Origin of the sequence: Streptomyces sp. ISL-96 (assembly GCF_018614035.1) — a bacterium.
In the GTDB taxonomy this organism is placed as follows: domain Bacteria; phylum Actinomycetota; class Actinomycetes; order Streptomycetales; family Streptomycetaceae; genus Streptomyces.
Window position 1 is genome coordinate 216,001 of sequence record NZ_JAGGPA010000025.1, and the last position, 18,091, is coordinate 234,091.

Consider the following 18,091-nt stretch of genomic DNA (forward strand, 5'->3'; position numbering starts at 1 on the left):
CTTGCGGCAAGGCCCCGGTCGTGCCGCAGAATCACCGGCCTAAGCCAGAATCTGCGGAAGTGAGAGTCACTGCATGCGTGTGTTGTTGTCGACGTACGGGTCGCGTGGGGACGTCGAACCGCTGGTGGGACTCGCGGTGCGGTTGCGGGCACTCGGCGTGGAGGTGCGGGTGTGCGCGCCGCCGGACAAGGAGTTCGCGGAGCTGCTGGCCGGTGTCGGCGTGGAGCTGGTGCCGTTCGGCCAGTCGGTGCGCGAGCTGGTGACCGGGGTGACGCCGCCGTCGGCGGCGGACGTCCCCCGGATCGCGGCCGAGTTGGTCGCCGCGCGCTTCGACACGGTCGCCGCGGCCGCCGAGGGATGCGATGCGCTGTTGGCGACCGGCCTGATGCCGGCCGGCGCACGGTCGGCGGCCGAGAAGCTGGGCATCCGCTACGTGTACGCGTGCTTCCATCCGTTCGAACTCCCGTCGCGGAACTACCCGCCGCAGCAGCGGGCGGGCCGTCCGTTCCCACCGGGAGAGACCGACAACCGGGTGCTCTGGGACCTGGACGCCGAGAAAGTGAACGCGCTGTACGCTGCGCCGCTCAACACCCACCGGGCAGCGATCGGCCTGCCACCGGTGGACAACGTCCGCGACCACGTCTTCACCGACCGGCCGTGGCTCGCGGCGGACCCGACCCTGGGCCCGTGGCAGGATTCGACGGACCTCGACGTGGTGCAGACCGGCGCGTGGATCCTGCCGGACGAACGCCCGCTGCCGGCCGAGTTGGTGGCGTTCCTGGACGCCGGTACACCACCGGTGTACGTGGGCTTCGGCAGCATGCCCATGCGCGCCGCGAAGGACGCCGCCCGGGTGGCCGTCGAGGCGGTCCGCGCGCAGGGCCGCCGCGCGGTCGTCTCCCGCGGCTGGGCGGACCTGGCCCTGAGCGACGACCAGGACGACTGCTTCGCCCTCGGTGAGGTCAACCAGCAGGCACTGTTCCGCCGGGTGGCGGCCGTCGTGCACCACGGCGGCGCGGGCACCACGACGACCGCGGCCCGGGCCGGCGCGCCCCAGGTGGTGGTGCCCCAGATGGTAGACCAGCCGTACTGGGCGGCCCGGGTGGCCGTGTTGGGCATCGGCGCGGCACACGACGGTCCGACTCCGGCCTTCGAGTCCCTGTCGGCCGCCCTCAGCACGGCCCTGACCTCCGAGACCCGCGCACGAGCAACCGCCGTGGCCGGATCGATCCGCACCGACGGGGCGACGGTGGCCGCGAAACTGCTGCTCGACGCGATCAGTTGAGAAGGGCCGCCCGTGCCCGCTTGAACCACCAGGCCTTGCTGCGCGCGATCAATGGTTGCAAGCGGCCTCATACCGGAGCTCATGACGTGAACCCTTTGACTACCAGCGCTTTTGACCTTCCCGGCCGCCTCTCCCCCAAGGCCGACCCGACGCTGATCGCCGGCGACGAGCAGCATTTCGCGGCCATCGCGGAGTGCCTTGAGCAGTCGATCGCCGAACTGACCGACCAACTCGATGCCGAGCGCAGGCGGCCCGGAGGCACCGGTCGGCAGGCGATGGACCGGGACATGGAGATCCACCGGCTGACCGCCCGCCTGCGCGCACTGCGTCGCTTCGGTCTGGACCTGTGCCTCGGACACATGGTCGGCGCGGACCATCCCGAGCCCGTGTACGTCGGACGACTTGGCCTTACGGACAGCACGGGCCGACGGCTGCTGCTCGACTGGCGCTCCCCCGCCGCTGAGCCGTTCTTCGGAGCCACCCACGCCAACCCGATGGGGCTGGCAAGCCGCCGCAGGTATCGCTGGACCCGCGGCCGGATCAGCGACTACTGGGACGAGGTGTTCACCTCGGACGGGTTCGCCGGGCACGCCGCGCTCGACGACCAGTCCGCTTTCATCGCCAGCCTGGGCAGCAACCGGTCGCCCCGGATGCGAGACGTGCTCGGCACCATCCAGGCCGACCAGGACGCCATCATCCGCGCGGGATCGCGCGGCGCTCTCGTCGTCGACGGCGGTCCGGGTACGGGAAAGACCGTCGTCGCTCTGCACCGCTCCGCCTATCTCCTCTACTCCGACCCGCGCCTCGCACGCCGCCGGGGCGGCGTGCTGTTCGTCGGTCCGAGCCGGCCCTACCTGGGCTATGTCGCCGACGTACTCCCCAGCCTCGGAGAGGAGGGCGTGCAGACCTGCACCCTGCGGGACCTCGTCACCGAGGGAGCCGCGGCAGGGATCGAAGCCGACCCGGACGTGGCCCTCCTGAAGTCGTCCGCGAACCTGGTGAAGGCGATCGAGACGGCCGTCAGGTTCTACGAGGAGCCTCCCACCAAGGGGATGACGGTCACGACCCACTGGTCCGACATCTGGCTGAGCGCCGACGACTGGGCCGTGGCGTTCGAAGCGGCACCCGGTATTCCGCACAACGAGGCGCGCGACCAGATCTGGGAGGAACTGCTCAAGATCCTGGTGGACAAGCACGACGGCGACGTCTCGCCCGAGCTGCTCCGCAAGTCGCTGGGCCAGGACAGGGAACTGCTCACGACCTTCGACCGCGCGTGGCCGCTGCTCGAAGCGGCCGACCTCGTCGCAGACCTGTGGTCGGTACCCGCCTACCTGCGGAAGTGCGCTCCCTGGCTCAGCCCCGACGACGTACGGAAGCTGCAGCGCGTGGACCCCCAGGCCTGGACCGTGTCCGACCTGCCGCTCCTGGACGCGGCACGGCAGCGGCTCGGCGACCCGGAGACGGCCCGGCGGAAGCGCCGGCACGAGGCCATCCTCGCCACCCAGCGCGAGCGCATGGCGCAGGTCGTCGACCACCTGATCGAGGCCGCGGCCGACTCCGGCGCCGACGGTGACGACGGCGAAGGCCTGGTGACGATGCTGCGCGGCGAGGACGCCCGGGTCAGCCTGGTCGACGAGTCCGAACTGCCCACCGCCGACCCGGATCTGCTCGCCGGCCCGTTCGCGCACATCGTCGTGGACGAGGCTCAGGAACTGACCGACGCACAGTGGCAGATGTTGCTGCTCCGGTGCCCGTCCCGGAGCTTCACCATCGTCGGGGACCGCGCCCAGGCCAGGCACGGGTTCACGGAGTCGTGGCAGGAACGGCTGGAGCGGATCGGGCTCGACCGGATCAGTCTGGCCTCCCTGAGCATCAACTACCGGACGCCGGAAGAAATCATGGCGGAAGCCGAGCCGGTCATCCGGGCCGTGCTCCCGGACGGCAACGTGCCGACCTCCATCCGCAGCAGCGGCGTCCCCGTCGTACACGGGTCCGCTGCGGAGCTGAGCTCGATCCTCGACACCTGGCTCACCGCACATGCCGACGGGACCGCCTGCGTCATCGGAGACCCAACCTTCCGGACGACGTCCCGCGTCCGGTCACTGACCCCGGAGCTGACGAAGGGTCTGGAGTTCGACCTGGTCGTCCTCATCGACCCCGAGGCGTTCGGCAAGGGCATCGAAGGAGCGGTCGACCGCTATGTCGCGATGACCCGGGCGACCCAGCAACTCGTCATCCTCACGAGCGCTTGACGCCGGCCGGGCGAACGCCCGTGCCTGCCCCGGCCGACCGGACCGGGGCAGGCACAAACGCCCCGCCCTAGTCGGCCGCGGCGGCTGCGGCGGCTGCTGCGGCCGCCCGGTTCGACAGGATCTTGATGGAGATCAGGGCGATCACCGCCAGCCCGATGATGTACGCCGACACCGCCATCGACGTACCGGTCGCCTCAAGAAGCAGCACCATCATGAACGGCGCCAGCCCGCCCCCGAACACCGCCGCGATCTGGTACCCGAGCGACGCGCCCGTGTACCGCATCTCCGCCGTGAACAGCTCGGCGAACAGCGCCGCCTGCGGCCCGTACATGATGCTGAGGAAGCAGCTCGTCACGAACGTCCCGACCGCCAGCCACAGCAGCGACTTCGTGTCGATGAGCAGGAACATCGGCACCGCCCACACCAGCAGCCCCACCGCCCCCAGGGCGTAGATGCGCAGCCGGCCGATCCGGTCGGAGAGCGCCGCCGACGCGGGGATGAGAACCAGTTGGGTGAGGCTGACGCACAGCGAGACGGTGAGGACCGCGCTGCGCTCCATTTCCAGTTCGCGGGTCGCGTAGTCCAGGACCCCGGTGATGATGATGTAGAAGGTGGCAGTGTTGACCGCGAAGGAACCGCCGGCCAGGAAGACCGTGCCGAGGTGCTTCGTCAGGATCGTACGGAGCGGAGAGCGCGCCGCCCCCTTCTCCTGCTCGGCCAGCGCGCGCTCCGCCTCGCGGAACGCCGGAGTCTCCTCGACCCGCGTGTGGATGTACCAGGCGAGCACGAGCACCAGCACGCCGACGAAGAACGGCACCCGCCAGCCCCACGACGCGAACGCGCTCTCGCTGGTCGTGGCGCCCGCGATGAGAAAGACCGTGTTCGCGGTGACGACGCCGATGGGTACGCCGAGCTGCACCAGGCTGCCGTACAGCCCGCGCTTGCCCTCGGGGGCGTACTCGGTCGCCATCAGCATCGCGCCGCCCCACTGGGCGCCGACGGCGATGCCCTGGAGGACGCGGAGCAGGACGAGCAGGATGGGCGCTGCGATGCCGATCGTCTCGTACGTCGGCAGGAGACCGATGCCGGTGGTGGCCAGGCCCATCAGCGTCAGGGCGAGGACCAGCATCGGCTTGCGGCCGTGCTTGTCGCCGAAGTGGCCGGCGATGACGCCGCCGACCGGGCGGGCGAGGAAGCCGACGGCGAAGGTGGCGAAGGCGGCGAGTACGCCGGCGGACGAGTTGCCGGAGGGGAAGTATAGGTCGCCGAGGACGAGGGCCGCGGCGATACCGAAGACGAAGTAGTCGTACCACTCCACGGCGGAGGCGAGGGCGGCGGCAGTCGCCACCTTGCGCCGGTTGCGATCGGTGGCCGGCGCGTCCGGCGTGGTGTCCTTGAGCGGGGAAGCTGCCGTGTCCATGCGGTGCACACTCCGGTGGGTGCGGGGACGGAGAGGGGGGAGAGGGGGTGGCTCCGAGATGTGCCGGGAACGTACCGACCGGATGGTACGGAGGTCAACGGGTCTGGCGGCAGGACTTTCCGCCGCACCGGCTGGAGCCTGAGAGGGTGCCCCCGTGACGGATGACGAGATCGTCGAAGCAGTCCGCGACCACGCCAGGGCAAAACGCTTGCCGACCCCAGCAAGACCGGCGGCGGTCACCGAAGCCGAGCAGGCCATCGGCTTCCCGCTTCCGCCGCTACTGCGGCGCCTCTACCTTGACGTGGCGAACGGAGGCTTCGGCCCGGCCGAGGGCATCCTCGGCGTACGCGGAGGAGCTCCCCAGGGCGACTGGAGCGACCTCTCAGAGATCTACGACGACGGACCCGACCCCTCCAGTCGGATCCCCACCGGTCTCGTGCCGGTTTACGACTGGGGCTGCACCATCTGGTCCCTGGTGGACTTCCGCGATCCCGCCGGGCCGATGTGGTGCACCCACGACGGCGAGTGCCGGCCCCAAGGAATCAACTTGTCCCAATGGCTGGCCGAAACCATGGCGGGCACGCTCACCGTCGACAGCCTTCTCGCCGGCCAACCCGCGCATTGAGCAGCCAGCACCAGCACCCCGGACGCTCACTCGCAAGCGTCCGGGGTGCTGGAAGCGCGTGGTCCGGTTCGGTCCTAGACCCGTACTTCGCAGGTCACCCGATCGTGAAGATCAACTGGTCACGACCGATCGCCGCTCAGTCCGGTCCGCAACGGCGATCGCAATGCCGGTCCGATCCGGTCGGGTTCGGACGCCGAAGAGCCGCTGCGGCGAACCTTTTCAGCGACCCGCGAAGTCCGGGCCTAGAACACGACCAGGGCCCGGCCTCCCTTGCCCGCCAGCATGTTGTCGAAGGCGGCCGGAATGCCGTCGAGGCCGATCTCCTCGGTGACCATGCTGCTCAAGTCGAGGCGGCCGGCGCGGATGTGGTCCGCGAGTACGGGCAGGTCGCGCCCGGGGTCGGAATTCCCGTAGACGCAGCCCGAGAGCGTACGGCCGAAGTGGAAGAGCTCCAGGGCGTTGAACGTGACCTGCTGGTCCTTGCCGCCGATGCCCACGACCGTCGTGCGGCCGCCCCGGCGCGTGGAGTCCCAGGCGGTGCGGATGGTGACGGCCCGGCCCACGCACTCGACGGCGACGTCGACGCCCTGCGCACCGCCCGTGAGCTTGCGGATCTCCTTCGCGGTGGCGTCGGAAGCGACGACGAAGTCCGTCGCCCCGGCGGCCCGCGCCAGCTCCTCCTTCTCCGGCGAGACGTCGACGGCGACGATCTGTCCCGCCCCCGCGATACGCGCCGACTGGAGGACGGCGAGACCGACGCCGCCGACGCCGAAGACCGCGACCGACTCGCCCTCGCGGACCCGCGCGCTGTGGTGGACAGCGCCGTATCCCGTGAGGATCGCGCAGCCGAGCAGCGCGGCCTCCGTCAGTGGGATGCCCTCCGGGACCGGCAGCACGCAGTTGGCCGCGACGACGGTCTCCTCGGCGAACGCCGCGACGTTCAGGCCCGGGTGGAGGTCGGTGCCGTCCGCGGTACGGGCGTACACGCCGCCGGCGCCGGACAGCGCGTTGGCGCACAGCCACACCTCGCCGATGCCGCAGTGGTGGCAATTCCCGCAGGAAGGCGCCCAGTTGAGTACCACCGGGTCACCGGGGGCGACATGCGTGACGCCCTCCCCCACGGAGACGACCGTACCGGCGCCTTCGTGGCCGAGTACGGCGGGAACCGGCACGCGCATGGTGCCGTTCGAGAGGGAGAGGTCGGAGTGACAGACACCGGCGGCGGCGAGACGGACCCTCACCTGGCCGGGACCGGTATCGGGGAGCTCAATGTCGGTGATTTCCAGGGGAGCACCGACGGCGGACAGGACTGCGGCGCGGACTCGGTCGCGGGCCATGGTGGGTTGCTCCCGGATCAGAACTGGAGGGACTTGGTCTGGAGGTACTCGGAGAGGCCGTGCGACCCCAGCTCGCGCCCGACGCCCGACTGCTTGTAGCCGCCGAAGGGGGCGAGGGGGTTGAACCGGCCGCCGTTGATGTCGACCTGCCCGGTGTCCATGCGGCGCGCGAAGGCGACGGCCTCGGCGTCGTCCGCCGCCCAGACCGCGCCCGCGAGGCCGTAGACGGTGCCGTTGGCGATGCGCAGTGCGTCGGCCTCGTCGGCGTACTTGAGGAGGGAGACGACCGGGCCGAAGATCTCCTCCTGGGCGATGGTCATGTCCGGGGTGACGTCCGCGAAGACGGTCGGGGCGACGTAGTAGCCGGTGTCGGGGAGCGGGGTTTCGGGGCCGCCCGCGACGATGCGCGCGCCTTCCGCGACCCCCTTCTCGATGTAGCCGCGTACGCGCGCCTGCTGCTTGGCGTTGACCAGCGGGCCGACGCGTTCGCCGACGGTGTACTTCGCCACGGCGGCGGTGGCGACGGCCACCGCCTCGTCGTACTGGTCCTCGTGTACGAGCATCCGCGTCCACGCGCTGCACGTCTGGCCGGAGTTGCCCATGACGTTCGCGATGCCGACACTGACCGCCTTGGCCAGGTCCGCGCTCGGCAGGATGACGTTGGCGGACTTGCCGCCCAGCTCCAGGGCGACGCGCTTGACGGCGGCCCCGGCCGTCGCGCCGATCTGCTTGCCGACGGCGGTGGACCCGGTGAAGGACACCAGGTCCACACCCTCGTGCTCCGCGAGCGCCTGCCCGGCGACCGGGCCGAGGCCGGTGACGAGGTTGAAGACACCGGCGGGAATGCCGGCCTCGTCCACGGCCTCGGCGAAGAGCTGAGCGGTGAGCGGGGTGTCCTCGGCGGGCTTGAGGACGACGGTGCAGCCGGCGGCGAGGGCGGGGGCGACCTTGGCGACGATCTGGTGCAGCGGATAGTTCCACGGCGTGATGGCACCGACCACACCCACGGGTTCCAGGAGGACGGTGGAGTTCCCGACTTTCTCCTCGAAGGCGTACGTCGCGGCGAGCTCGGCGTACGACCCGGCGACCAGGATCGGCACACCCGCGTGCACCATCTGCGAGAAGCCGAGCGGCGCGCCCAGCTCGGCGGTGACGATGTCCGCGATCTCGTCCTTGCGGGCCACCAGCACGTCGCGGAGCGCGGCGATCTTCGCGGCGCGCTCGGCGGGCGGGGTCGCCGCCCAGCCCGGGAAGGCGTCGCGTGCGGCCCGTACAGCCGTGTCGACGTCTTCGGCGGTGCCGGCCGGGACGTGGCCGATGACCTGCTCGTCGGCCGGGTTCACGACCGCGATCGTGTCCTGACCTGCGGCGGGCCGCCACTGGCCGCCGATGTACATCGCGTCATGGGCCTTCATCGCAATCCTCCAGAGCGCCGAGCTGGGTGGTCTTCCCGAACCCCAAACTAGCGCTGTTAGTTTTTACGCGCCAGAGGCCCCCGCGAATGTGAGGAAGGCCGCCCAGGCGCGGGGCGGGAGGGCGAGGACGGGGCCGGACTTGTCTTTGGAGTCACGTACGTGGACGGTGCCGGGGCAGGCGGCTACCTCTACGCAATTGTCGCCCTGGGTCCCGCTGTGGCTGGACTTGTGCCAGGACAAAGCCACTTCGACGCAGTCATCGCCCTGCGTCCCGCTGTAACTGCTCTTGAACCAGGCCAGTCCAGTGCTGCTCATAGCGCTCCTCGCATCCGCTCCAGCAGCCCTCTGGAGTCCTTGGGCGAGAGGGCCTGCGAGCGCAGTGTTGCATACCGCCGATGGAGAAGGACGGCCTCTTTTGGGTCAGCGATCAACCGGCCGTTCTGCTGGCCCTCCGAGTAGGCAAGTCGCCGTCCGTCCGGGGTTCCAACAGCCGCACCGGCCCGTCCAGGCAAGCATGAAACTCGCTGTCCGTCGGCATGACTTGGAGTCCTACGTTCCGTGGCTCAGTACAGGCCAGCACATGGTCAATGAGCCCGCGCGTGACCTCCGTACCGCCCAAGCATCGCTGGAACACGTGCTCCTCCACGATGAAGCTGAACGACGTGTCAGGCCGCTCGCGAAGCATCCGCTGACGCTCCATACGAGCCGTGACCTGTGCTTCCAACTGCTCGTCGAGCAGCAGCGGAATGCTGTTCCCGAACACGGCGCGCGCATACGTCTCCGACTGCAACAGCCCCGGCACCAGCCTGCATTCGTACGTATCCAGGCTGACGGCCGTCTGCTCCAGCCGTGCCCACTTCCTGAACCACGCCGCCAAGCCCGGCTGCCGCGTCAGATGACCGAACGCCCTCCGCAGCGCGCCCGTACCCCCCAGCGCCAGCTCCGCCCGTTCCACGAAGTCCTTGTCCGGCATCCGCCTCCCCAGCTCGATCGACTCGATCGTGTGCTTGGAGAACTGCACCAGCTGCCCGAACTCCTCTCTCGTGAAGCCCGCGTGTTCCCGCAACCCCTGGACGAACGCCCCGAACGTCTTCAAGCTGTCTGACGATTCCGGCTCGTCGTGTTCCCAGTCCCCAGCCATGCCAGGCCACCTCCCGGTGAGTGAATCTCCCCGCACTCAGCTCACCCAGGGTTACGGCATGCGCCACCGTACTGTCCACTCCGTGTGTCCGTACGGTGGCGCAGCGTACGGACGTGTTCGCTGGTGAACCGCCAAAAGCCCACGTCACAGTTGCCCTCATGCCTACCCAACAGCCCGTTACCGTACGTGTGTTCCAGCAATGCTTCTCGTCCACCCGCAAAGCCGCCAGGCTGGCGAGACTGCTGGCGGTGCACCAGTTGCACGAGTGGGGCGTTCCGTACGGCAGCGACTCCTCCGACATCGCCGCGCTGATCGTCGCCGAGCTCGCCGCGAACGCCATCACCCACGGCCGCGTACCCGGCCGCGACTTCGAGCTGCGACTCGCGATCGACGCCCTCGGCCTCCTGCGCATCGAGGTCACCGACGCCCGCACGGAACGCCGTCTGCCCCCGCCACCGCCTCTCACCCCACCCACGGACCTGGAGACGGGCCGCGGTCTTCTCCTCGTCGAGGCGCTGGCCGAGACCTGGGGCGTAACCGAACGGCAGGTCGGCAAGAAGGTGTGGGCGACGCTCCGGACGGCGGCGACGGGGGCCGGGTGAGGTCAGAAGTCGGCGCGGATCGGGTCGTCGAGGCGGGCGACGGACTCCTGGGCGTACGTGCGCTCGTAGGCGTCGCGGATGCGCTCGATCTGCGGGTCGCGGGCCTTGGCCTGAGATGCGGGGTACAGCAGCGTCAGTTCGTACGAACGCTCGCGCTCGATCGTGCCGTTGGTGTCGCGCCACTGGCCTCGGCCGTTCTGCACGGTAAGCCCGTCCGGGAAGCTGCGTGTCACGTGCCGGTCGATGAAGCCCATGAATGTCTTGTCGGTGACGTCCGGACCGCCGTCCGGCCGCTCGGTCCCGAAGAGCAGCCGCGTTTCCACGTACATCGTTCCCCGCGCGGCGGCGGCCGGTTCGTCGCCGAGGGTGGCGTACGCGGCGGGGGCGCCGGCGGCGAGAAGTACGGTCGCGGTGGCGGTGACCAGGCGTCGCGGGGTGATCCGCAGAGGCATGGCGAAGTCCCTTCGGTGGAGGCTGCTCACGCGCGGAAGCCCCTCGACCGGACCGACGGCCTGGGCGAGGGGCGCTGTTACGCGTATTTCACGTCCGTGAGGTGGGCGAAAACGACGACGTTGGAGGCGTATCCGGTCTTCTTGTCGAAGGCGCCGCCGCACGTCAGGATCCGCAGTTCCGGGCGTCCGGCTTTGGCGCCGTACACCTCGGCGTCGGGGAATGCCTCCTTCTTGTACGTCCGCACGGCGTCGACGGTGAACACCGCGGTCCGGCGGTCCTCCCGTACGACGTGGACGACGTCGCCGGTGACGAGGGCGTTGAGGTTGAGGAAGATGGCCGGTCCGGTCCGGGTGTCCCGGTGGCCGACGAGGAGGGAGGTTCCCGCCTCTCCGGGGGTCGGGCCGTCCCGGTACCAGCCGACCAGGCGCGGGTTGTCGACCTGCGGGGCGGCCAGGTGGCCCGCCGGGTCCAGTCCGAGCCCGACGATGGGCGACTCGATGGTGATGGCCGGGACGGCCACACTCAGCGGTGGCGAGGCGGGCAGCGGCGGATACGTCGTCTGGACCGGCTTCGAAACCGGCTTGGGCACCGGCTTCCGAACCGGCTTGGGTACTGGTTTCGAAGCCGGCGTCGAAACCGGCGTCGGGACTGGCTTGGGCACCGGCGTCGGGACCGCCGTGGGCACCGGTTTCGGAGCCGGCTTCGGGACCTGCTCCGGCGCCGGTTTCGGGACCTGTTCCGGCGCCGGGTCCCGTACCTTCGCGGCATTCGCAGCAGGTTCCGGCGCCGGGTTCTTGGCCGCCGTATCGTGAGCTGCCGTGTCGTGGGCCGCGGTGACCGGTGCGTCGGGGGGCGAATCGCCGCACCCCCGGACGACACCGGTCACCAACGTCACCGTCACAGTCGCGGTCATAGCGAGGCGCACGCCCCGGCTCGGACCGCTCCGACGGCGGTAGCGGGTGTTACGCGGCGCCATTTGCGCGGCGGCGGGCCCGACGGACGAAGATCAGCCCGGCCACTCCCGCAGCACCCGCGACCAGGGCGGGCGCCATGCTCGACGACGAGCCGTCGTCGGTCTCGGCGCCGGTGCCCGTGCCGGTACCGATGTCCGCGGCCCCGCCGCCGCCCGCGGGTACGGCGCCGCGCGGAGCCGGCTTGTCGTCCTGCTTCTTCGCGCAGTTGACCTTGAAGATCTTCTGCTTCGGGACGCCACCCGGGAACGTCCAGCTGAGCTGGTAGTGACCGTCCGGGAGCGAGTAGTCCGCGGTGTTTCCCTTGCCGTTCATGAGGACGAGGCCGCCCGACAGGATGGGCTCGACGGGTGTCTTCGGCTGCGGGGGCGTGACCGTCCAGTTGACCAGCTTCACCGATTCGAAGTTGGACGCGGACAGCTTGAACGTACAGACCTCGTAGTGGTCGTTGGTGTCGGCGGCGCGGGTTCCGGACTTGTGGATCTTGATTTCACCGCTGTCGCCCTCCACGGCGAACGCCGCCGACGCGCCCCACAGGGACACCCCTGCGAGGGCCAGCGTGGCGAGGGCTGCCGTGCCCGAGCGGACACCGTGGGAGCGAAGAGATGTCGTGGTGGTCATGCGGGCTCCTTCAAGCCGAGATGATTGTCGTACTGATCACTCGATCGCCTGATTAGATGTCACATATCGGGCGTGAAGAAGCGTCGAATCGCTGAGAAAGCATCAGATATGACCTGACTGGCCCACAGGGGGTGTACGCCGCCGGAGCGAACGGTGCCCTGCGGGGCGGGGCCCCTGCCCACCACGCGGCTACTTCGTCCGCGCCCGGCGAGTCTCACGTGACGCGGCGCGGCCACCGGCGGCCCGCCTCGAACCGCCACCACGCCTCGAACCGGCCCCGCGCCCCGGATCCCGCAGCGCCAGCGCCGACGCCCCCAACAGCAGGACCCCGAGCATCGTGAACGGCGCCGCCGTGCCCGCCACTGCGGCCACCAGGCCCGCCGACGCCGGCGCGGCGACCTGCCCGAGGCGGTTGCCGGTCAGGCGCAGTGCGAGCGCCGTCGAACGTGCCTCCGGCGGCGCCGCCTGGACCACCGTCGTCATCGACAGCGGCTGGCCCACGCCGAGGCAGAAGCCGAGCACGGCCAGCATCACCGCGAGCGCCCACACCGGCACCGGCAGCGCGATCCCGGCGCACAGCAGCCCGGCCACAAGACACGTGACGGTCATCAGGGCCGTACGGCCGAGCACCCGGGTCATCGGCGTCATCACCAGCCGGCAGGCGATCGTCGCCGCGGCCCGCAGGCTCAGCAGCAGGCCGACGACCGAAGGGGCGATCCCCCGGTGTTCGCCGATGACCGGCAAGTACGCCGTGAGGACGTCCGTCGCGGAAAGGACGGCGAGGCTGATGAAGATCCCCGCCGGCACGCCCCGCGTCCGCAGGATGCGGTGAACCGGAACCTTCGCCACACCGGCCGTACGCACCGCACGCCCCGCCCGGTGCTCGATCCGCCACAGAGAGCTGAACGACACCGCCGCGACGCCCGCCGAGACGACCAGTGCGAGCGCACTGGTGCGGGCCATCGCACCGTCCTGGCCGGAGACCAACAGGCCTGCCGCGACCGGTCCGACGAGCTGGCCCAGAGACGCCCCGATGGTGAAGTGGCCGAAGTTACGGTCCTGTTCGGCCGGCGCGGACTGCCGGGCGACGATCGACTGGGCGCCGATGACGAAGCAGAGGTGCCCGAGACCCATCACCCCGCTCCAGGCAGCCATCGCGGCAAGGGAGTTCGCCGTACCGCTGAGGGCGCACCCGGCGGCGATCAGGACAACACCGGTAGGAAGCAGGGGTGCACACCGCCCGTGGTCCGTCCTGCGCCCCAGCGGTACGGCGGCGAACAGGGGAAGCAGCGCGTACACGCCCGCGATCACACCGACCGCGCGCTCGTCCGCGCCCAGGGCCATGGCCCGGTAGGAAACGGCCGGGCGCGCCATCGACACCGCCGCCTGCGCGAAGCCGAAGGCGATGACGAGGCGCACCAGCCAGCCCCTGCCCGGCATCATCAGATGATGCCGAAGGCGATTCCGGCGGCGAGCACCACCAGCGACGTGAGCGCGGCCCACTTCACGGTGAACTTCGTGTGGTCGCCGAACTCCACCTTGGCCATGCCGACCAGGACGTACACGGCGGGCACGAGCGGGCTCGACATGTGGAGGGCCTGCCCGACGAGCGACGCGCGGGCGATCTCCAGCGAGGACACACCGTGCGCCGCGCCTGCTTCCGCCAGCACCGGCAGGACACCGAAGTAGAAGCCGTCGTTCGACATGAAGTACGTCAGCGGGAGGCTCAGGAGGCCGGTGACGATCGCCATGTGCGGGCCCATGCCCTCGGGGATCGCGCCGACGAGCCAGTCCGCCATGTGCTTGACCATGCCGGTGCCGGTGAGGACGCCGGTGAAGACGGCGGCCGCGAAGACCATGCCGGCGACGTTGAGGACGTTGTCCGCGTGGGCGGCGATACGGGCCTTCTGGTCGGTCATCTTCGGGTAGTTGACCGTGAGGGCGAGCGCCGCGCCGAGGAGGAACAGAACCGGGATCGGCAGCAACTCCATGATCATGGCTGCGAGCAGCACGACGGTGAGCCCGGCGTTGAACCAGTAGAGCTTCGGACGAAGGGTCGCGCGGTTCGGGTCGAGCCCTTGGAAACCTTCCCCGTCAGCGGAGTACGCCGGTCCGGCCTCGGCACCGGCATCGGCGCCGCCGCCCACACTCTTGCGTGGCTCTCCGCCACCGCCACCTGCCGTGACGAGGACCTCAGCCTCCGTCTCGACCACCTCGTCCAGGGTGAGATACCCGAGCCTCTTGCGCTCCCGCCGGCCCAGCACGTACGCCAGCACGAAGACGAAGAGCAGGCCCACGGCCAGCGCCGGGATCATCGGCACGAAGATGTCCGCCGCGTCCAGCTTCAGTGCGGTGGCGGCGCGGGCGGTCGGCCCGCCCCAGGGCAGCGTGTTCATGACGCCGTTCGCGGTGGCGGCGATGCCGGTCATCACGACCAGGCTCATCCCGAGCCGCTTGTACAGCGGGTACATCGCCGAGACCGTGATCATGAAGGTGGTCGAGCCGTCGCCGTCGAGCGAGACGATCGCGGCGAGCACGGCCGTTCCGACCACGATCCGCAGCGGGTCCGCCTTGCAGAAGCGCAGGATGCCGCGCACGATCGGGTCGAAGAGACCCACGTCGATCATCACGCCGAAGTACACGATGGCGAACATCAGCATCGCGGCGGTCGGCGCGAGATTGCCCACACCTTCGAGGACGTAGTCGCCGAGCTTGGCGCCCTGTCCGACGAGCACACAGAACAGTGCCGGGATCAGTACGAGCGCCGCGATCGGCGACATCTTCTTCATCATGATCAGGACCAGGAAGGTCGCAATCATGACGAATCCGAGGATTGTCAGCATTTGGGGTACCTAACGTTCGCCCTTGAACTCCACCAGACCAGGCGGTGGCGTTGACGTTAGGTCGCGTCCCGACGCGTTAACAAGATGTTGACACGCGAGCAATAAGCGCAAAACCCCAGGTCACGATATGGGTGTTACCTCGACGGGGAATCCGTTGAGCACAGCTGTGCCCGACAGCGGGTCGAGTCGGCTCCCGTCGAGCAGCTGGTTGACGTTGACGCCGGGAGTGGCCGCGGCGACCCCCATCCGGACGCCTTCGCGGTCGTGCCCCCAGCCGTGCGGCAGGCTCACCACTCCGGCGCGTACCGCGTCCGTCACCTCCACCGGAACCTTCAGTTCCCCTCCCTCGGCGGCGATACGGGCGTCCCCGCCGTCCGTGAGGCCGAGCCGGGCCGCGTCGTCGGGGTGGACCTGGAGGGTGCAGCGGTTGCTGCCGCCGTTGAGCGAAGGGATGTTGTGCAGCCAGCTGTTGTTGGAGCGCAGGTGGCGGCGGCCCACGAGCACGAGGGCGGCGGGCCGTTCGTCCAGCGTGCGCCGCAGCCTCGGCAGGTCGGCGGCGATGGGTTCCGGCAGCAACTCGACCTTTCCGCTGCGGGTTTTGAGCACCTGCGCCAGGCGCGGCTTGAGCGGGCCGAGGTCGACGCCGTGCGGGTGCGCGAGCAGGTCGGCGAGGACCAGGTCGTACGGGCCGAGGCGCAGCATCATGTCCAGGCGCCGCTCGGGTCCGGTACTCCCGGTGAGTACGGCGGCGAGCTGCTCGGGGTCGCCGCCGTGGAGGGGCGAGTGCGGTTCGGCGACCGCCTTCGTGAGGGCGCGCTCGATGACGAGGTCGTCGACGGACGCCGGGTCGGCGCCGTGCATGCCACTCACCGCGAGGATCAGCCGGGCGTGGATCTCGCTCTCGTCCATCCGTCCGTCCTCCAGGGGGACGGCGGCCGGGCTGTAACGCGCCTGGTTGTGAACGGCGAAGCCGTTGAAGGCGAAGTCGAAGTGCGCGCTCTGGGACGGCGGCGGCGGGGGCAGCACGACGTCGGCATGCCGGGAAGTCTCGTTGAGGTACGGATCGACGCTGACCATGAAGTCGAGGTGCTCGCTCAGGGCGCGGTCGAGGCGGAGCCCGTCGGGCGCGGAGAGCACGGGGTTGGCGGCGATGGCGATGACCGCACGCACCCGCCCCTCCCCCGCGGTGTCGATCTCCTCGGCGAGCGCGGACAGCGGCAGTTCGCCCTTGGCCTCCGGGTGGCCGCTGACCCGGCTCTTCCAGCGGCCGAGCGCGAATCCCTTGCCGGGGCCGGCGGGGCGGGGCGAGGGCACGGTCGCGGAGAGCGGGAAGAGGGCGCCGCCGGGGCGGTCCAGGTTGCCGGTGAGGATGTTGAGTACGTCGACGAGCCAGTTGGCCAGGGTGCCGAACTCGACGGTGGAGCTGCCGACCCGGCCGTACACCGCGGCGGTCGGCGCGGCGGCGAGCCCACGGGCCAGAAGGCGGATTTCGTCGGCGGGGATGTCGCATGCGGCGGCGACGGCCTCCGGCGTGAAGTCCCTTACGATTTCCCGGACTTCGACCAGCCCGTCGACGTACTCCTCCAGTACGCCAGGGTCCGTCAGCTTCTCCTCGAAGAGGACCTGGGCGAGCGCGGCCAGCAGCAGCGCGTCCGTACCGGGCCTGATGGGGACGTGCCGGTCGGCGAGCTTCGCGGTGCGCGTGCGGCGCGGATCGACGACGACGAGCGTCCCGCCGCGGCGGCGCAGTGCCTTGAGTTTGCCGGGGAAGTCGGGGGCGGTGCAGAGGCTGCCGTTGGAATCCAGCGGGTTGGCGCCGAGGAGCAGGAGGTGGTCCGTACGGTCCAGGTCGGGCACCGGGATGGCGAACGGGTCGCCGAAGAGGAGCCCGCTGGAGACGTGCTTGGGCATCTGGTCGACGGTGCTGGCCGTGAAGAGGCTGCGGGTGCGCAGGAGGGAGAGGAGGACGGGTGGGTAGAGGGCGCCGGCCATGGTGTGGACGTTGGGGTTGCCGAGTACGACGCCGACGGAGTTCGGCCCGTGCTCGGCGACCATCGGCTGGATCCGGGCGGCGACGAGGTCGAAGGCTTCGGTCCAGGTCGCCTCCTGGAGGACGCCGTCCTTGCGGACGAGGGGCCCGGTCAGCCGGTCGGGGTCGCCGTCGACCTCTGCGAAGGAGGCGCCCTTGGGGCAGATGAACCCCTGGCTGAATATGTCGTCACGGTCGCCGCGTGCGCCGGTCAGCTTCGTGCCCTCGATGGTGAGGGTCAGACCGCAGGTGGCTTCGCAGAGGGGACAGATACGCAGGGCGGTGCGGGGTTCGGACATGAGCCCTCCAGCGGGCGGCGGCGACGGCGGCGGTGACGCGCGAGCACGCCGAGCATACCGACCGGTAGGCATGATGGGGAGGGGTGAGCGAAGAGGATCAGTCACTCAGGTCAGTCGAGCGTCCGGGCCAGGTAGGCGTGCAGCACGGCGCGCGTCTCGGTGATGAGGTCCGGGTCCCCCGACGGCCGTACCCGGAATGCCAGCTGGAGCACCGCGTCGGCCGCCTCGACGGCGACCAGGACCGTCCGGCGCAGGGCCGCGTCCGGGGTGCGGCCGAGGTGGGCCGAGAGGAGGTCGGTCAGGCGGTCGGTGACGCGGTAATTGATGTCGGCGTCGCCGGGGCCGCCCGCCCGCGTACCCATCGGGATCTGTACGCCGAAGTCGACGAGGCGGAAGCCGGGGACGGTGCGCTTCATGGCGATGTACTCGTCCAGTACGGCGTCGATGGCGCCGCGCCAGTCCTCGCCCGGCATCGCGGAGATGCGGCCGCTGATCCGTTCGGCGTAACGGTCGAGGTTGCGCTGGGCCAGGGCATCGGCCATGGCGCGCTTGTTGCCGAAGAAGCGGTAGACGGAGCCGATGGGCACGCCCGCGCGGGCGGCGACCGCCCGCGTACTCAGCTGCTCGTAGCCGGTTTCGTCCAGGAGTTGGGCGCAGGCGTCCAGTATCCGGGCCAGCCGCTCGGCACTGCGCTGCTGCACGGGGGCTCGGCGGAGTGAGTTCGTTGGGGGCACGGGCTCCATGATGCCGATACACCCCATGGGTGCGGCACCCCGTTGACGGCCGGGCTCGCGAATC

At 70.2% G+C, this 18,091-nt stretch carries 15 protein-coding genes and 1 pseudogene; 4 read left to right on the top strand and 12 right to left on the bottom strand.

Annotation, left to right across the window (positions count from 1 at the left end):
* Positions 1 to 73 precede the first annotated feature (73 nt).
* Complete coding sequence (locus J7E96_RS17595; RefSeq protein WP_215132572.1) at positions 74 to 1,285, top strand: glycosyltransferase; 1,212 nt, start codon at positions 74 to 76, stop codon at positions 1,283 to 1,285.
* A gap of 86 nt (positions 1,286 to 1,371) precedes the next feature.
* Positions 1,372 to 3,537: an RNA polymerase recycling motor ATPase HelR gene (gene helR, locus J7E96_RS17600; protein ID WP_215132573.1), complete on the top strand. Its 2,166-nt coding sequence runs from the start codon at positions 1,372 to 1,374 to the stop codon at positions 3,535 to 3,537.
* Positions 3,538 to 3,604: 67 nt separating this feature from the next.
* On the opposite strand, the gene J7E96_RS17605 is transcribed toward helR, so the two are convergent.
* Complete coding sequence (locus J7E96_RS17605; RefSeq protein ID WP_215132574.1) at positions 3,605 to 4,957, bottom strand: MFS transporter; 1,353 nt, start codon at positions 4,955 to 4,957, stop codon at positions 3,605 to 3,607.
* Positions 4,958 to 5,111: 154 nt separating this feature from the next.
* Between J7E96_RS17605 and J7E96_RS17610 the strand changes: the two genes are divergently transcribed.
* Complete coding sequence (locus J7E96_RS17610; RefSeq protein WP_215132575.1) at positions 5,112 to 5,582, top strand: SMI1/KNR4 family protein; 471 nt, start codon at positions 5,112 to 5,114, stop codon at positions 5,580 to 5,582.
* Between the two features lie 242 nt (positions 5,583 to 5,824).
* On the opposite strand, the gene J7E96_RS17615 is transcribed toward J7E96_RS17610, so the two are convergent.
* From J7E96_RS17615 to J7E96_RS17630, 4 genes and pseudogenes are all read right to left on the bottom strand, one after another.
* On the bottom strand, positions 5,825 to 6,919 hold the full coding sequence (locus J7E96_RS17615; RefSeq protein WP_215132576.1) for a Zn-dependent alcohol dehydrogenase: 1,095 nt from the start codon (positions 6,917 to 6,919) through the stop codon (positions 5,825 to 5,827).
* A 17-nt stretch (positions 6,920 to 6,936) separates the two neighbouring features.
* Positions 6,937 to 8,334: an aldehyde dehydrogenase family protein gene (locus J7E96_RS17620; protein WP_215132577.1), complete on the bottom strand. Its 1,398-nt coding sequence runs from the start codon at positions 8,332 to 8,334 to the stop codon at positions 6,937 to 6,939.
* Between the two features lie 63 nt (positions 8,335 to 8,397).
* A complete protein-coding gene (locus J7E96_RS17625; protein WP_215132578.1) occupies positions 8,398 to 8,649 on the bottom strand; it encodes a DUF397 domain-containing protein in 252 nt (83 codons plus the stop codon).
* Positions 8,646 to 9,475 (bottom strand): annotated as a pseudogene (locus tag J7E96_RS17630) (helix-turn-helix domain-containing protein). The gene J7E96_RS17625 and the pseudogene J7E96_RS17630 overlap by 4 nt, the downstream one beginning before the upstream one ends.
* 158 nt (positions 9,476 to 9,633) lie before the next feature.
* On the opposite strand from J7E96_RS17630, the gene J7E96_RS17635 reads away from it, so the two are divergent.
* Entirely contained in the window at positions 9,634 to 10,077 is a 444-nt protein-coding gene (locus tag J7E96_RS17635; RefSeq protein ID WP_215132579.1) for an ATP-binding protein, read from the top strand.
* A 2-nt stretch (positions 10,078 to 10,079) separates the two neighbouring features.
* Here the strand turns inward: J7E96_RS17635 and J7E96_RS17640 are convergent, their stop codons facing one another.
* The 7 genes from J7E96_RS17640 to J7E96_RS17670 form a co-directional block, all read right to left on the bottom strand.
* Entirely contained in the window at positions 10,080 to 10,529 is a 450-nt protein-coding gene (locus tag J7E96_RS17640) for a DUF3574 domain-containing protein (RefSeq protein ID WP_215132669.1), read from the bottom strand.
* Positions 10,530 to 10,606: 77 nt separating this feature from the next.
* Positions 10,607 to 11,191 (bottom strand): class F sortase, encoded by a 585-nt coding sequence (locus J7E96_RS37485; protein ID WP_374196692.1) that lies wholly within the window; start codon positions 11,189 to 11,191, stop codon positions 10,607 to 10,609.
* A gap of 301 nt (positions 11,192 to 11,492) precedes the next feature.
* A complete protein-coding gene (locus J7E96_RS17650) occupies positions 11,493 to 12,122 on the bottom strand; it encodes a hypothetical protein (RefSeq protein ID WP_215132581.1) in 630 nt (209 codons plus the stop codon).
* A gap of 189 nt (positions 12,123 to 12,311) precedes the next feature.
* Positions 12,312 to 13,565: an MFS transporter gene (locus J7E96_RS17655; RefSeq protein WP_215132582.1), complete on the bottom strand. Its 1,254-nt coding sequence runs from the start codon at positions 13,563 to 13,565 to the stop codon at positions 12,312 to 12,314.
* Positions 13,565 to 14,965: a CitMHS family transporter gene (locus J7E96_RS17660; RefSeq protein ID WP_215132583.1), complete on the bottom strand. Its 1,401-nt coding sequence runs from the start codon at positions 14,963 to 14,965 to the stop codon at positions 13,565 to 13,567. Before J7E96_RS17660 ends, J7E96_RS17655 begins: the two co-directional genes overlap by 1 nt.
* Positions 14,966 to 15,085: 120 nt before the next feature.
* Entirely contained in the window at positions 15,086 to 17,293 is a 2,208-nt protein-coding gene (locus J7E96_RS17665) for a molybdopterin oxidoreductase family protein (RefSeq protein WP_215132584.1), read from the bottom strand.
* Between the two features lie 110 nt (positions 17,294 to 17,403).
* Positions 17,404 to 18,036 (bottom strand): TetR/AcrR family transcriptional regulator, encoded by a 633-nt coding sequence (locus tag J7E96_RS17670; protein WP_215132670.1) that lies wholly within the window; start codon positions 18,034 to 18,036, stop codon positions 17,404 to 17,406.
* Between the last annotated feature and the right edge of the window lie 55 nt (positions 18,037 to 18,091).